Here is a 12,819-nt window from a genome sequence, read left to right as displayed (position 1 = left end):
GATGCGCGTCCTCGCGATCCTGTTCCTGATCCTCCAGACCGCCGCGGCCGCGGCGCAGGTGCGCTCGGTCGAGCTGCGCACGCCACGGAGCTTCGGCTACGTCCTCGGGGACCTGCTGCAGGTCCGCATCGACATCGCCCTCGATCCGGGCAGCACCGTGCAGCGGGCCTCGCTGCCGAAGCCCGGCCCCGTCACCTACTGGCTCGACCTGCGCGACGTCGCCGTGGAGCGGATGGCGGGCGGCATCCGCCTGCGCCTGACCTACCAGAGCTTCTACGCCGCCCTCGACGCCCGGCGGCTCGAGGTGCCGGGCTTCACCGTCGCCCTCGCGAGCGAGAGCCCCGGCGGCACCACCACCGCCCAGGCCGAGATCCCGCCCTGGTCCTTCGGCGTGTCGCCCCTGCGCGAGGTCCAGCCGGAGAAGCGCGACGACCCGGCCGACTACCTCCAGCCCGACGGCCGCGCCCGGCGCCTCGATCCGCAGCCGGCGGCCATGGCGGCCCTCGTCCTGGCCGGCCTCGGTCTGCTGGCGCTCGGCCTCCTGGCCTACGACCGCGCTTGGTTCGGGCGCCGCCGGGGCCGCCCCTTCGCCCTCGCCGCCAGGCGCCTGCGCCGCCTCGCGGAGACCGATCCGGACGGCTATCGGGAGGCCCTGCGCCTGATCCATCGCGGCCTCGACGAGACGGACGGGCGGCGGCTGCTGGCCGACGACCTCCCCGCCTTCCTCGACCGCCACCCGGCCTTCCGGCCGGAGGGCGAGTCCCTCGGCCGCTTCTTCGAGGCGTCCCGCCGGGCCTTCTTCGGGCGGGAGGTGCAGGCGGCGCGGGAGGGCTGGCCCTGGCCCGAGCTGCAGGCGGCCCTCCGCCGCCTCGCCGCCGCCGAGAGGGCCGCCTGACATGACCGCCCTCTTCGCGTCCCATGGCGTCGCGACCCCCTGGGTGCTGTGGCTCCTGCCGCTGGCGCTGGTGCCGCTGGTCGCCTCCGGACGGCGGCGCAACGCCCTGCCCGCCATCGCGGCGGCGCCGGCCGACCCGCTCTCCCGCCGGATCGGCCTCGCCCTGACACTGTCCGGCATCGCCGCCCTCGGCGGGCTCGTGGTCGGGCTGGCCGGCCCCTACCGGGCGGGGGAGCGGATCACGCGGATCGGGATCGGCGCGCAGGTCTCGATGCTCATCGACCGTTCGGGCAGCATGAACGAGACCTTCGCGGGCAAGCAGCCCTCGGGGGCGGAGGAATCGAAGGCGGCGGCCTCCCGGCGCCTGCTCGCGGGCTTCGTCGGCGAGCGGGAGCACGATCTCTTCGCCGTGACGGCGTTCTCGACGGCGCCGATGCTCGTCATGCCGATGACCGACCGGCACGATGCCGTGCGCGCGGCCATCGCGGCGATCGACCGGCCCGGCCTCGACTACACCAACGTCGCCCGCGGCCTCGCCATGGCGCTGGCGCAGTTCGGCGCGGACCGGGGCGTCTCGCGGGTGCTGCTGTTCATCTCGGACGGGGCGGCAGTGATCGACCCGCGCGTCCAGAACCAGCTCCGGGCCGACTTCGCGAAGATCCGCCCGAACCTCTACTGGCTGTTCCTGCGCACGAAAGGATCGCCCTCGATCCACGACCGGCCGGAGGGCGAGGACACGCCCCAGGCCGCCCCCGAGCGCCACCTCGACCTGTTCTTCAGGAGTCTCGGCATCCCCTACCGCGCCTTCGAGGCCGAGGGGCCGCAGGCGGTGGCCGACGCCATCGCGCAGATCGAGGCGCTGGAGCGCGACCCCATCCCCTACACGGAGATCCGCCCCCGCCACGACCTCACCGGGTGGGCCTACGGCGTGGCGGCCCTCGGCCTCCTCCTCCTGGCGCTCGCGGCGCTCGCCGAGGCGGACCTCTCCGCCCGCAGGACCGCGCGAGGGGTCGCGGCAGCCGAGCCCCGGCGGAGGGCGGCATGAGGCACCTGTGGGGGCGTGTGCGTCCGGGCCTGATCGCGACCATGCCCGTCCTGCTGCTCGCGGCGGCCTGCGCCTCCGGCCTGGAGGCGTGGCGCGTGGCGCGGGCGAACGGCACCATCGCCGCCCTGGAAGCCGGGACCGATGCGGAGGTCTCCCCCGGCGCGCCGCCGCCGGTCCTGGCCGCGCGGGTGGCCTTCCTCGCCAAGCGCGGTCGGCTGGACGAGGCCGAGCCCCTGCTGCCGGGCCTCGAGGCCGGGGACGACCGGGCGGACCTCGCCCGCGCCCGCTACGTGCTGGCCAACGCCCGGATGCGCGCGGCCTTCGGCCTCCTCGCCCGGGGCGAACTGGACAAGGCCGGGCCGCTCGTGACCCTCTCCCGCCAGGACTACCGCCGGGCGCTGCGGGAGCGCCCTGACTTCTGGGACGCCAAGTTCAACCTCGACGTCGCCTCGCGCCTGATCCGCGACTACCCGGAACTCAATCGCACGGACGGCGACGAACTCCAGTCGGAGCCGAAGAAGATCTGGACCGACATTCCCGGCCAGCCGAGGGGCGGGCCGTGAGCGCCGCCCCGTCCCCTGCCCTGCCCCTCGCCCGCAACCTGCGTGGGCCGCGCTTCCTCGCCCTGGCCCTGGCCCTCGCGCTGACGCTCGCCGCCCTCGTCGCGCCGGCGCTGCCGGTCACGCGCACCGGTGCCGAGATCCTGATGGTCGTGGACATCACCGGCTCGATGAACGTCCGCGACTACACGCAGGACGGCAGGCCGGCGAGCCGCCTCGACACGGCGAAGGCCGCGCTGCGCAGGCTCGTGGCCGACCTGCCCTGCGGCTCGCGGGTGGCGCTCGCCCTGTTCACGGAAAGGCGGCCCTTCCTGCTCTTCGCGCCCATCGAGGTCTGCGCCGACTTCGCCCCCCTCGACGGGGCGCTGGCCGCCCTCGACTGGCGCATGGCCTGGGAGGGCGACAGCCGCATCGCCGCCGGCCTCCATCGCGCCGTGGCGATGGCGGCGGACCTCGGCACCGATCTCGTCTTCGTCACCGACGGCCAGGAGACGCCGCCCCTGCCGGGGGGCGAGCCCCCGCCCTTCGACGGGCGGCCCGGCGCCGTGCGCGGCCTCGTCGTCGGCGCGGGCGGCTACGCCCTGTCGCCGATCCCCCGCTACGACGAACTGGGCCGGGAGAAGGGTTTCTACGGCGAGGCCGACGTGACGCAGGAGAACCGCTTCGGCCCGCCGCCGGCCGACGCCGAGAGCCGCGAGGGCTTCAACCCGCGCAACGCCCCCTTCGGCTCCGTCGCCGCACGGGGCACCGAGCACCTGTCCTCCGTCCGCGAGCCCTACCTCAAGCGCCTCGCGGCGGAGGCGGGCCTCGCCTACGCCCACCTCGACGGGCCGGGCGGGCTCGACGCGCCCGTCCTCGGGGCGGTCGCGCCCCGCGCCCTCCGGGGCTCCCTCGATCCCCGGCCGATCCTCGGCGCCCTGGCGCTGGCCCTGGTGCTCGCCACCCTCTGCGCGGGCCTGCCGAGGTCCCTCATCCCCTCAGCGAGACCACGATGATGCGTAAGACGACGCGTAGGACCATGCGTAACCTGGCCGCCCTGGCCCTGATCCTCACCGCGGGCACGGCCCTGGCCCATGGCCCGACGCCGCAGAAGGTGTCGCAGACCGTGACGATCCGGGCGAAGCCGGACGCGGTCTGGAAGGTGGTGGGCGACTTCGGCGGCATCGCCGCGTGGCATCCCGATGTGGCCAAGGCCGAATGGACGGGCGGCAACGCCGAGGGCGCCACCCGCAAGGTGACGCTCAAGTCCGGCGGCACCCTGGTCGAGGGGCTCGACGAGTGGAAGGGGCCGGAGCACACCTACACCTACCGGATGTCCGACCCGGACCTGACGGCGCTGCCGGTCTCGTCCTACTCCGCGACGCTGACCGTCACCCCGGACGGGGACGGCTCGAAGGTCGAGTGGATGGGCCGCTTCTACCGGGGCGACACGGGCAACGAGCCGCCGGAGAACCTGAGCGACGCCGCCGGCCGCGAGGCCATGGACCGCTATTTCGGCGACGGCCTGAAGGGCCTGAAGGCCCAGGTGGAGGGCGGGCCGACGCAATGACGGGACGCGTTCGCCTCCTCGCGCTCCTCGTGCTGCTGTCGGCGGGCCCGGCGGCGGCCGGCGGCGTGTCCGTCGTGAGCCAGCAGGGCGCGCGGGTCACGCGGATCGAGGCGGGCGGGGCGGCCGGCGCGGTCGCGGTGCCGCGGGCCCCGGCCGCCGTGGCGGCGGATGCGGGCGGGCGGCTCTACCTCAGCCATCCCGACGGGAGGGCGGTGTCGGTGGTCTCGCCCGACGGGGGCGTGCGCCCCCTGTCCCTGGCGGCCCAGCCCTTCGGCATCGCCGCCGAGCCGGACGGAAGCCGGATCTACGTGGGCGACTGGTCGGGCAACCGGGTGCTCGCCCTCTCGGCGGACGGCGCCGTCCTGGGCGAGGCGCGGACCGGGCCGGACCCGGCGCATCTCGTCCTGGGCCCGCCCGGACGGCTCTACGTCGCCGAGCGGGAGGGCCGCTCGGTGGGAGTGATCGACACGGGCACGATGCGGCGGGTCGGCGGCTTTCCCGTGGGCGACGGCCCCTTCGCCCTGGCCTACGACCCGGCCCGCGGCCGCCTCTACGTCGCGAACGTCCGCAGCGACGACGTGACGGCGATCGACACCAGGGCCGGCCGCGTCCTGGCGACGGTGCCGGCGGGGGCGAGCCCCTACGGCATCGCCGTCACCCCGGACGGGGCGCGCGTGATCGTCAGCGACCAGCACGCGGCCAAGGTCTCGGTGATCGATGCGCAGAGCCTCGCGGTGACGGCGACGGTGCCGGTGGGCCCCTATCCCGAAGGGGTGGCGATCTCCGGCGGCTTCGCCTACGTCGCCAACTGGTTCTCGGACGACGTGTCCGTGATCGACCTCGCCACCGGCCGCGAGACGCGCCGCATTCCCGTCGCGGAGGGGCCGCGCGGCCTCGCCACGGCGCCCGACGCACCGGAGGCGTCACGATGAGGAGATGGCTCCCGCTGCCCGCCCTCACCCTGCTGGTGCCGCTGGCCGCCTGCGATCGCGGCGAGGAGGAGGCGCGGAGGGACGAGACGGTGGTGGCCCGCACCTCCGAGACGGAGCTGCCCGCCTGGCTCTCCCACAAGGACGGGACCGATCCGGCGCGCTGGCTCGCGGGCCGCGAGGCGGGGCATCCGCTGGCCAACGACGCGCCGCCGGTCCAGGCGATGCGCGCGAGCCTCGCCCGCGCCGCCGAGGGCTTCATCGAGGACCGGCGGATGATCGCCAACCGCACGGTGCAGCTCGGTGAGATGCTGGCCGAGACCGGCACGTCCGAGAGCTACCGCGACCTCCTCGACGGGCTCGGGCGGATCGCCGCCGCCCGCGGCCGCCACAAGAGCCTCTACGGCGAGATGTGCCAGCACTACGTCAACATCCGCAACCGGGGGCTCGGGCACGAGGCGGCGCTCGCCGAACTCGCCGAGAATGAGGTGAGGCCGCTGACCGGGAGCGCCCCATGAGCGCCGCCCTGGACATCGCCCCGCGCAGACCCGCCGCCACGGCGCGGGACGGGATCCTGATCGTCGACGACCATCCGGTGGTGCTGCGGGGATTCCGCCAGCTCGCGGAGATGGAGGGCATCGACGGGGTGTTCGAGGCGGAGGACATCGTCTCGGGCTACCGGATGTTCCACCGCCACCGGCCGGGCCTCGTGGTGACGGACCTCTCCTTCGGGGAGGACGGCCTGTCCGGCCTGTCGCTGATCCGCCGGGTCCGGGCGCTGGAGCCCGCCACCCGCATCCTCGCCTTCAGCATGTACGACGACCCCGTCGTCGCCGCCCGGGTCCTCGAGGCCGGGGCGTCGGGCTTCGTGATGAAGGACACCTCCCTCGCGACCGTGCTCGAGGCCCTCGACGCGGTGCGCGCCGGCCGGGGCTACCTGCCCCACGCCATCGCCACGAACATCGCGATCCTCGACCTCGCCGCCGACCGTTCGCCGCTGACGCGCCTCACCGCCCGGGAGCTGCAGATCCTGTCGCTGCTCGGCAAGGGCAAGACCTACACCGAGATCGCCCACATCCTGACGCTGAACTACCGCAGCGTCGTGAGCACCACCTCCGCCATGCGGGTGAAGCTCGGCGTGGGGAGCCTCGCGGAGCTGATCCGCATCGCCCTGTCCCAGCCGGGGGTGCGCTCCGGCCTGCCGGCCCGCTGAGGGCGGGGTCGCGGCGCCTCGGCATGGTCCATTGCAGGAAGAGCCACCGGAATGAGACGTGATCCAGGGTCCCGGGCGGGCGGCCCCATCGCCGTCCTGATCGCCTCGCTGGCGATCGCGCCCGCGCTCGCCCAGACCGTCGAGGACGGATCGGGCGCCGAAATCGGCGCGCCCGACACGACGATCGTCCTCGACCTGATCCGGCGGGAACTCGACAGCCCCGATGCCAAGGTGACGGTGTTGCGGCGGAGCGGACGCTCGCACGTCTGCGGGTCCGTGAACGTGAAGAACCGGGACGGCCTCTACACCGGAGAGCGGGGCTTCGTGGTCGATCTGGAGACCCGGCGGTTCGGCCGCGTCCCGGACGGGCCGGAGCTTCTCAGCCCCCGCTCGGCCGGCTTCGCGGAGAAGGAGGCCATCCGCCAGAGCTACTTCCGGCTGTGCCTCGACGGCTGAGGGCGGGACGCCCGCCCCGGCACGCCCGGATCACCGGGCGAGGAACACGCCGGGGATGATCCTGCCGCTGCGCCCGAACAATTCCTCCGCCTTGCTGCAACTGCCCGGCACGTCCTTCTGATAGGCGGCCAGATAGGAGCGCGCCTGCAGCATCAGGGCATCGCGGTCCAACTCGGCGGGATCCACGCCCATCGATTGGATGGCGCCCTTGAACCGGTCCTGGTCCGTGCGCAACGTGGCGCAGTTGAGGTTCACGAAGCCCGCCAGACCCGCCAGCTTGGCGGCATTCCGCTTCGGCGCCGGAATGTCCGGAGCCTCGAAAGCCTTTTGAGGCTCCTGACCTGCTTGGGGTTCTTGGGTTGCTCGGGGCTCTTGGGCCCGGGCGGCCGTCGCGCCGAGGACGATCACGGCCGCCGCCCGAAGCAGGGCACTGCGCCGCAGGGCGGGGATCCTTCGAGGGGGCATCGGCTCACTTCTCCGTACAGTTCGCGAGGAAGAGCGTCCTGGCGCGCTCCATCGCCTCGTAATCCGCGGCGCTCGCCGGGTTGCGCAGTTCCGGCCCCTCGGGCAGCCGCCCGAGGAAGCCCGTCTCCCGCTCGAACACGAACGGGCGAGCCCCCGTATAGGTGCCCATGCGGTTGCGGACCTCGACCGCGCCGCACAGCGCGCCCTGCCGTCCCTCGCGGAGGGCGGTGACCTTCGCCTCGGTGCCGCCGTGCAGGGTCCGGCCGATCCGGTCCAGAAGGATGCGGGTGGCGTCGGGTCCGATGCGGGCGTCCGTTCCGTCCGCGACGTCCTGCGCCCGGGCCGCGGCGGCGGACATCGCGAGGAACGCGCCCGCGAGGCGGAGCGCGGCGGGCCACGGTCGGCCGGTGGAAACCCGGCGCGGGGGGACCCCGCAGGCGGCGCGGGGCGTGACGGCGGTGCCGGATTGCCTCAGCCTGGACAGGTCCATGATCATGCGCCCTGCCGGCAGCGTCCGCCGAGGTTCCTGTACCGGATGCTGCGCAAGCCGGCCTCGAACCAGGCATGTCCGCTCGTCTCGGGGTCGTAGCCGTAGAGATTGATCCGGAGATCGTCCTCCGGGGCACGGATCGCGGGTGGAGTGTCGGCCGTGTCGAGCGTCCAGAGCGGGGCCGGCTGGCCTGCCCCTCCGAAATCGCGCTGGGATCCGTCCTTCTCACGCTGGACGATCAGGGCGAAGCTGCGCGAAGGCCCCGTCCCCGCGATCCGGAACAGGAAGCCGACCAGCGGCGTCACGTCCGCGAAGTTGTTGAATTCGCAATAGAGGGTCGTGTCCGGCCCCTGAGACCTCGCAGGATCGCGCGGGCCGGACGCGGCGGGGGGGCTCGCGGGCGCCGGGTCCGAGCGCCAGGGACGCGTCCAGAGGGCGATGCCGCCCGCCAACGTGACCAGCGTCGCCGCGATCACGGTCGGCACGGGACTGCGAAGTCTGTCCAAGGTCCGCACCGTCCGCAGATCTCTTCGTTCGCGCGTTCCATCCCGTGCGGCGTCGCGGTCACTCGTCGCCGCCGGAGCCGCCCTGCAGGGAGATGCAGGTCCGCACCATGTCGCTCATCGTCAACTGCTTCGTGTCGCCGATATTGGCCGTCTCCTCCAGGCAGCGCATGAAGTACTCCCGGTTCAGGTCCGGCGAGAGCGAACTCATCGCCTTGCCCATCCGGTTCGTGAAATCGATCTTGTCGTCCGCCGACGCCCTCGGCCACAGCGAGGCGAGATCGTCCATCTTCAGTCGTGCCCAGGCCGGGCCGGGTATCGCGGCACTAAAAAATAATAAAACAATCATAAAACGCGTCATGAGTGCCGTCCTCCGCCGCCTTCCAGCAGTAGACTGCGCGATTCATTGCACGACGGCAAGCAGACGGGATCGCCGGAATTGGATTTTTCTCTCTGTCCCGGATGGATCTCCGCCGTCGCGTGACCTGCGCTGCCGCGTGGGCCGCGCGCGGTGACGGCCGCGGGCCACGGTGGGCCTGCGGCCGACAGGGCGGAGGGGACGGCTCAGAACGAGGCGCGGATGCCGGCGAACACGCTGCGGCCGTTGCCCGGATAGAACGCCGCCAGCGCGGCCGGGCCGCCGACCGTAGTCCGGGCGTTGGTCACGACCGCGATGTCGGAGACGTAGCGCTCGTCGGTCAGGTTGCGGGCGTCCACGAACAGCGACACGCCGTTGGCGAAGTCGATGCCCGTCTCAACGTTGAACAGCGCGTAGCCGGGCACCCGCAGGGTGTTGGCGTGGTCCGCGAAGGCGCCCCGCGGCACCCAATCCACCGAGGGGGCGAGGTAGAAGCCGCTCGGATGGCGGTAGCTCAGGATCGTGCGGAGGACGTCGTCCGGGATGCCGGCGATGCGGTTGCCGCGGTAGACGGGGTCGCGCACGAACCGGAAGTCGTTGTGCGTCCAGATCTGGGTGACGGCGAGGGTATCGCCGGTGCCGGTCAGGTCGCGGACGAGATCGAGGGAGACGGCGGCCTCGACGCCCTGATGGAGCGTGCGGGGCGCATTGAAGGTCGCGGCCTGGATGCCGAGCCCCGGATTGGTCGAGAAGTTGATCAGCTCGTCGCGCAGGTCGGCCCGGTAGAGCGTGACGTCCCAGGTCAGCCGGTCGATGCGTCCGCGCGAGCCCGCCTCGTAGGTCCAGGCGCGCTGGGCCGCGAGGGGCACGAAGGTGGCACCGAGCAGGTTCTGCTGCACCAAGTCGCTGAAGTCCGGCACGTCGCGCGAGCGGGTGATGTCGGCGAAGACCTGGATGTCCGGCAGCGGCTGCCACAAGAGGCCGACCTTGGGGTTGATCCCGTCGTAGGTGGTGTTGTCGTACCGGACGGCGGGGCTCGCCGGCAGGCCGCCCTTGTTGCTGTAGGTCCGGTTCGACGAGAACAGCTTGGCGCCGGTCATCAACGCCACGTCGGGCAGGAACCAGAAGCGGTTCTCGCCATACGCCTCGTAGTTGGACGCGCTCTGCAGGGCGTTCAGCGTCTGCGCGCCCCGCTGGCCCCGGATGTTGACGAATTGCTGGGCGGAATTCTGCCCCGCGAAGGCCCGAAGGCCCAGGATGGTGTCGTTGCGGTAGCCGCCGACGTCGAAGGTCCCGGCCCAGTGCGGGCTGATGCCGTAGGTCCAGCCGTCCTGGTCGATCACCTGGAAGATCGGGTGGTAGAGGTTCTTGTGGATCGCCCAGGTGTCGATGTCGAGCTTGCCGACGTCGAGCACGAACGACGTGCGGTTGGCGACCCGCTCGGTCTCGACCTTCCGGGACTGGTTGCCGGCGATGGCCGTGGGATTCGCGATCCGTGGCGTGTTGAGGGACTGGCCGAGGGTGATGGCGCCCGGCAGCTTCTGGTCGGTCAGGTAGCCGCCGAGGTAGAACCGCGTCTCGACGCCGGGCGCGAGCTGGTAGCCGATGTTGGCGTTGAAGTTCTGGGTGCGCTGGGTCTCGTGGACGCGGAACCCGTCCGAGTTGGTGAAGGTGCCGTTGACCATGACGTCGACCGGGCCCGAAATGCGCGAGACCTGGAAGTTCTCCCGGATCGTGCCGAAGCTGCCGCCGTCGATGCGCAGGATGTTCGGCGCGAAGGCCGTGTAGGCGGTGGGCGTCACGAAGTTGACCGCGCCGCCGAGGGTCGTCGCCCCGAAGGTCAGCGCGTTGCCGCCCTTGTAGATTTCGGCCGAGCGCAGGGCGAGCGGGTCGATCTGGTAGAAGTCGCCGCTGCCGTCGGCGAGGTTGAACGGGATGCCGTCCTGCAGCACCTCGAGGCCGCGCAGGTGGAACCCGCGGGCGATGCCGGAGCCGCGCACCGACAGGCGCAGCTCCTGCCCGTAACGCTGCTGCGCGTAGACGCCGGGGACGTCCTTGAGCACGTCGCGCAGGGTGTTGGCGTAGCGGTCCTGAAAGTCCTTGGCATCCACGAAGCCGACCGAGCCGACGGTCGCGTTCACCGCGGCTCGCTGCCGGGCGACGCTGGGCACCGTGACGGAGCCGGGATTCTCCGCCGCTGGCGTCGTGGTGCCGACGCCCGGTGCGGGGGCTCGCACCACGCTGAGTTCGGGGAGGGCGACGGAGGGCGAGGCGGCGGATTGGGCGAGGGCCGACGGGGAGGCGAGCAGCGTCGGCAACAGGGCGGCATACAGCTCGACCCGGAGGATGGGGCGCATGAGAAAAGGTCCATGGTCTGAGTGATCGAAAGGTGGCGATCGCTCAGACGATGGGGGGTGCTCTCGCGTGGGCCCGGAACCGTGGGGGCGCCCGTGGGACGGCGACGACCTCCGGCCGCCACGCGAGGCTGACGGCCCCGCGGCGCGGCCAGGCGACGGTCGAGACCGCCAGGATGGGCGCGTGGCTCGCCGGATGGACGTGGGCGGCGGTGCAGCACTCGCAGTTGGCGTGGGCGGGCGAGGGCTTGGCCGGCCCGCCGTCGTCGTCGGTGCCCACGGTGCCGAGGCAGAGGCGATGGTCCGGCCCCGACAGGCCGGCCGAGAGGACGCCGCCGAGGAACGCCTGCAGCACGAGCGCGTACAGCGCGGCCACGGCGATGGCCACGCGGACGGCCGTCCAGCGTGGCCTCTGCGTCCTCATGCCGAGCGCGTAAGGCGCCGACGCGATCCGCGTCAATCTGCGCCTGGGGATGCCTGCACGATTTCGTGAGGGTGTGGCGCCTGGGGCGAGTGCGGGGCCCGGGCGCGCCGGACCGTGGAGCGCGCCGCATCGATGGCGACGGTGGCGGCGCCGAGCGTCCGCGGCTCCGTCGGGCGGTTCAGGGCGTGGCGGGCGATGCTGGCCGCGAGGTCGTCCACCTCGCCCGCCATCGCCTCCAGGCGGGCGGGATCCGTCTCGCGGCGCGCGGCCGAGCGGAGTTCCAGCAGCCGCGCGGTGGCCACCTCGATCCGTTCGCGGCGGATGCGGCCGAGGCGCTGCCGCAGCCACGCCACCGTCGAGCCGAGGCCGCCGCCCAGGATCGCGACGAGATAGATCCAGCTCTCGTAGCGCTCGATGAACGTCTCCTGCTCCCGCTCGTAGTAGTCGATCGCGCCGGGATGGATCGGCAGGCGCGCGCTGGTGGCGTCCGCCGTGTCCTCGTACTCCGGATGGGACACGTCCTCGGCCGCCGGCACGGCCTCGGCCAGGGCGGAGCGCATCTCGAACAGGTGCTGGGTCACCTCCGCCGCCACGCTGCGCGAGAGGCTGGCGCGCGCCATCAGGCGGTAGGACGAGCCGACGGTGGTCATCTCCTCGTCGGGCAGCCGCGGGTTGCCGCCGTAGAGGCCGGCGGGCACCGTGATCGATTGCAGGCGCGGCCAGCGGGCCAGCACGGCCTGGGTGTCGGAGATCCCGAGGATCGCGACCTCGCCGCCCTCGTCCGCCTCGGCCACGGCGCCGACCACCCGGCGCGCGGCGGGGAAGTCGGGCGTGGTGACGAGGGCCATCGCGTCGATGCGCTTGTCCCTGAGCGCGGGCGCGATGTCGGCCTCCTCGACGGGGACCAGCGCGACGGCCTTGGCGCCGATCGCGCCGGCGGGCGCGTCGGTGGCGAGCTCGAGCCCGTAATGCGCGGCCACGGCCTTCAGGAGCGCCCGGTCCGCCGTCCGCCCCGCCAGCAAGCCCAGGCGCCTGCCCCCGAGGTCCGGCATGGCCTTGATGCCGGAGGCGCCCGGCGCCGCCACGAAGGTCGCGAGCGTCCGCAGCACGGCGAGGGTGAGACCGTTGCCGGGCAGCGCCACGTCCGGCCGGACCACCGCGAGGTCGGCCCTGCCCGCGCTCAGGGCCTGCGCGCTCTCCTCGACCCCGTCGAAGGCCACGATCCTCAGCCGGACCCCCCGCTTCCGCCGGGCGAGCTCCTCCGCGTAGGCCCGCAGCAGGGCCGGCTCGGTCCCGCCGGCCGGGGCGACCGCGACGGTCAGGGTCGTGGGACGGGTCAGGTAGACCGTCGCGATGGCCCCGACGAGGAGCACCACGATCAGGCCGACGGTGAGCAGCGCCTCACGCAGTCCGGGCCACGCTACTCTCCGCACCACGCTCCCCCCGTCGTCGGCCGGGCCCCGTGACCCCGGCGCGCGTCACGCCGCCGATCCGCGCGGGACCGGCGACGCCCGCACCGGGAGCCTAACGGCGGACACCGCGAAACGGCTCCGCTTCGCGCCGCGGACCGCCCTCCCC

The 12,819-nt window shown here is 73.2% G+C and carries 16 protein-coding genes; 9 read left to right on the top strand and 7 right to left on the bottom strand.

Annotated features, from left to right (window positions below):
• The first annotated feature begins 1 nt into the window (after position 1).
• Genes MFF06_RS21175 through MFF06_RS21135 form a run of 9 tightly spaced genes read left to right on the top strand, consistent with a single transcriptional unit; the run spans position 2 to position 6,647 of the window.
• Positions 2–895 carry a nonribosomal peptide synthetase MxaA gene (locus MFF06_RS21175; RefSeq protein WP_238207862.1) on the top strand — a complete coding sequence of 298 codons (894 nt, stop codon included), beginning with the start codon at positions 2–4 and terminating at the stop codon, positions 893–895.
• A 1-nt stretch (position 896) separates the two neighbouring features.
• Positions 897–1,940 (top strand): vWA domain-containing protein, encoded by a 1,044-nt coding sequence (locus MFF06_RS21170; protein ID WP_238207860.1) that lies wholly within the window; start codon positions 897–899, stop codon positions 1,938–1,940.
• Positions 1,937–2,503: an MxaK protein gene (locus tag MFF06_RS21165; protein ID WP_238207858.1), complete on the top strand. Its 567-nt coding sequence runs from the start codon at positions 1,937–1,939 to the stop codon at positions 2,501–2,503. Before MFF06_RS21170 ends, MFF06_RS21165 begins: the two co-directional genes overlap by 4 nt.
• Positions 2,500–3,495: a vWA domain-containing protein gene (locus MFF06_RS21160; RefSeq protein WP_238207856.1), complete on the top strand. Its 996-nt coding sequence runs from the start codon at positions 2,500–2,502 to the stop codon at positions 3,493–3,495. Before MFF06_RS21165 ends, MFF06_RS21160 begins: the two co-directional genes overlap by 4 nt.
• 23 nt (positions 3,496–3,518) lie before the next feature.
• A complete protein-coding gene (locus tag MFF06_RS21155) occupies positions 3,519–4,049 on the top strand; it encodes an SRPBCC family protein (protein WP_238207854.1) in 531 nt (176 codons plus the stop codon).
• Positions 4,046–4,981: a YncE family protein gene (locus MFF06_RS21150; RefSeq protein WP_238207853.1), complete on the top strand. Its 936-nt coding sequence runs from the start codon at positions 4,046–4,048 to the stop codon at positions 4,979–4,981. The genes MFF06_RS21155 and MFF06_RS21150 overlap by 4 nt, the downstream gene beginning before the upstream one ends.
• On the top strand, positions 4,978–5,496 hold the full coding sequence (locus MFF06_RS21145; RefSeq protein WP_238207847.1) for an MxaH protein: 519 nt from the start codon (positions 4,978–4,980) through the stop codon (positions 5,494–5,496). The genes MFF06_RS21150 and MFF06_RS21145 overlap by 4 nt, the downstream gene beginning before the upstream one ends.
• Positions 5,493–6,191, top strand: coding sequence for a response regulator transcription factor (locus MFF06_RS21140; RefSeq protein ID WP_238207845.1), 699 nt, complete (start codon positions 5,493–5,495; stop codon positions 6,189–6,191). Before MFF06_RS21145 ends, MFF06_RS21140 begins: the two co-directional genes overlap by 4 nt.
• A 51-nt stretch (positions 6,192–6,242) precedes the next feature.
• Entirely contained in the window at positions 6,243–6,647 is a 405-nt protein-coding gene (locus tag MFF06_RS21135) for a hypothetical protein (RefSeq protein WP_238207843.1), read from the top strand.
• A gap of 30 nt (positions 6,648–6,677) precedes the next feature.
• On the opposite strand, the gene MFF06_RS21130 is transcribed toward MFF06_RS21135, so the two are convergent.
• The 7 genes from MFF06_RS21130 to MFF06_RS21100 form a co-directional block, all read right to left on the bottom strand.
• Positions 6,678–7,055, bottom strand: coding sequence for a hypothetical protein (locus tag MFF06_RS21130; protein WP_238207841.1), 378 nt, complete (start codon positions 7,053–7,055; stop codon positions 6,678–6,680).
• A gap of 61 nt (positions 7,056–7,116) precedes the next feature.
• On the bottom strand, positions 7,117–7,602 hold the full coding sequence (locus MFF06_RS21125) for a hypothetical protein (protein ID WP_238207839.1): 486 nt from the start codon (positions 7,600–7,602) through the stop codon (positions 7,117–7,119).
• 2 nt (positions 7,603–7,604) lie between these two features.
• A complete protein-coding gene (locus tag MFF06_RS21120; RefSeq protein ID WP_238207837.1) occupies positions 7,605–8,087 on the bottom strand; it encodes a hypothetical protein in 483 nt (160 codons plus the stop codon).
• Between the two features lie 79 nt (positions 8,088–8,166).
• On the bottom strand, positions 8,167–8,394 hold the full coding sequence (locus MFF06_RS21115) for a hypothetical protein (protein ID WP_238207834.1): 228 nt from the start codon (positions 8,392–8,394) through the stop codon (positions 8,167–8,169).
• 275 nt (positions 8,395–8,669) lie between these two features.
• Positions 8,670–10,820 carry a TonB-dependent receptor family protein gene (locus MFF06_RS21110; protein WP_238207832.1) on the bottom strand — a complete coding sequence of 717 codons (2,151 nt, stop codon included), beginning with the start codon at positions 10,818–10,820 and terminating at the stop codon, positions 8,670–8,672.
• Between the two features lie 43 nt (positions 10,821–10,863).
• The gene (locus MFF06_RS21105) at positions 10,864–11,241 is read right to left on the bottom strand and encodes a hypothetical protein (RefSeq protein ID WP_238207830.1); all 378 of its coding nucleotides are present in this window, start codon (positions 11,239–11,241) and stop codon (positions 10,864–10,866) included.
• 32 nt (positions 11,242–11,273) lie between these two features.
• The gene (locus tag MFF06_RS21100) at positions 11,274–12,674 is read right to left on the bottom strand and encodes a TAXI family TRAP transporter solute-binding subunit (protein WP_238207826.1); all 1,401 of its coding nucleotides are present in this window, start codon (positions 12,672–12,674) and stop codon (positions 11,274–11,276) included.
• Positions 12,675–12,819: the final 145 nt, after the last annotated feature.

Source organism: Methylobacterium aerolatum, assembly GCF_022179085.1.
GTDB lineage: Bacteria > Pseudomonadota > Alphaproteobacteria > Rhizobiales > Beijerinckiaceae > Methylobacterium > Methylobacterium aerolatum.
Note: the sequence above shows the minus strand (reverse complement) of the source record. Positions and strands in the feature narration are given on the sequence as shown.

What these genes read in the sequence shown, in the direction of transcription:
- MFF06_RS21175 (WP_238207862.1), top strand. Translation starts at nt 2, where the DNA reads ATGCGCGTCCTCGCGATCCTGTTCCTGATCCTCCAGACCGCCGCGGCC.
- MFF06_RS21170 (WP_238207860.1), top strand. Translation starts at nt 897, where the DNA reads ATGACCGCCCTCTTCGCGTCCCATGGCGTCGCGACCCCCTGGGTGCTG.
- MFF06_RS21165 (WP_238207858.1), top strand. Translation starts at nt 1,937, where the DNA reads ATGAGGCACCTGTGGGGGCGTGTGCGTCCGGGCCTGATCGCGACCATG.
- MFF06_RS21155 (WP_238207854.1), top strand. Translation starts at nt 3,519, where the DNA reads ATGCGTAACCTGGCCGCCCTGGCCCTGATCCTCACCGCGGGCACGGCC.
- MFF06_RS21150 (WP_238207853.1), top strand. Translation starts at nt 4,046, where the DNA reads ATGACGGGACGCGTTCGCCTCCTCGCGCTCCTCGTGCTGCTGTCGGCG.
- MFF06_RS21145 (WP_238207847.1), top strand. Translation starts at nt 4,978, where the DNA reads ATGAGGAGATGGCTCCCGCTGCCCGCCCTCACCCTGCTGGTGCCGCTG.
- MFF06_RS21140 (WP_238207845.1), top strand. Translation starts at nt 5,493, where the DNA reads ATGAGCGCCGCCCTGGACATCGCCCCGCGCAGACCCGCCGCCACGGCG.
- MFF06_RS21135 (WP_238207843.1), top strand. Translation starts at nt 6,243, where the DNA reads ATGAGACGTGATCCAGGGTCCCGGGCGGGCGGCCCCATCGCCGTCCTG.
- MFF06_RS21125 (WP_238207839.1), bottom strand. Translation starts at nt 7,602, where the DNA reads ATGGACCTGTCCAGGCTGAGGCAATCCGGCACCGCCGTCACGCCCCGC.
- MFF06_RS21115 (WP_238207834.1), bottom strand. Translation starts at nt 8,394, where the DNA reads ATGGACGATCTCGCCTCGCTGTGGCCGAGGGCGTCGGCGGACGACAAG.
- MFF06_RS21110 (WP_238207832.1), bottom strand. Translation starts at nt 10,820, where the DNA reads ATGCGCCCCATCCTCCGGGTCGAGCTGTATGCCGCCCTGTTGCCGACG.
- MFF06_RS21105 (WP_238207830.1), bottom strand. Translation starts at nt 11,241, where the DNA reads ATGAGGACGCAGAGGCCACGCTGGACGGCCGTCCGCGTGGCCATCGCC.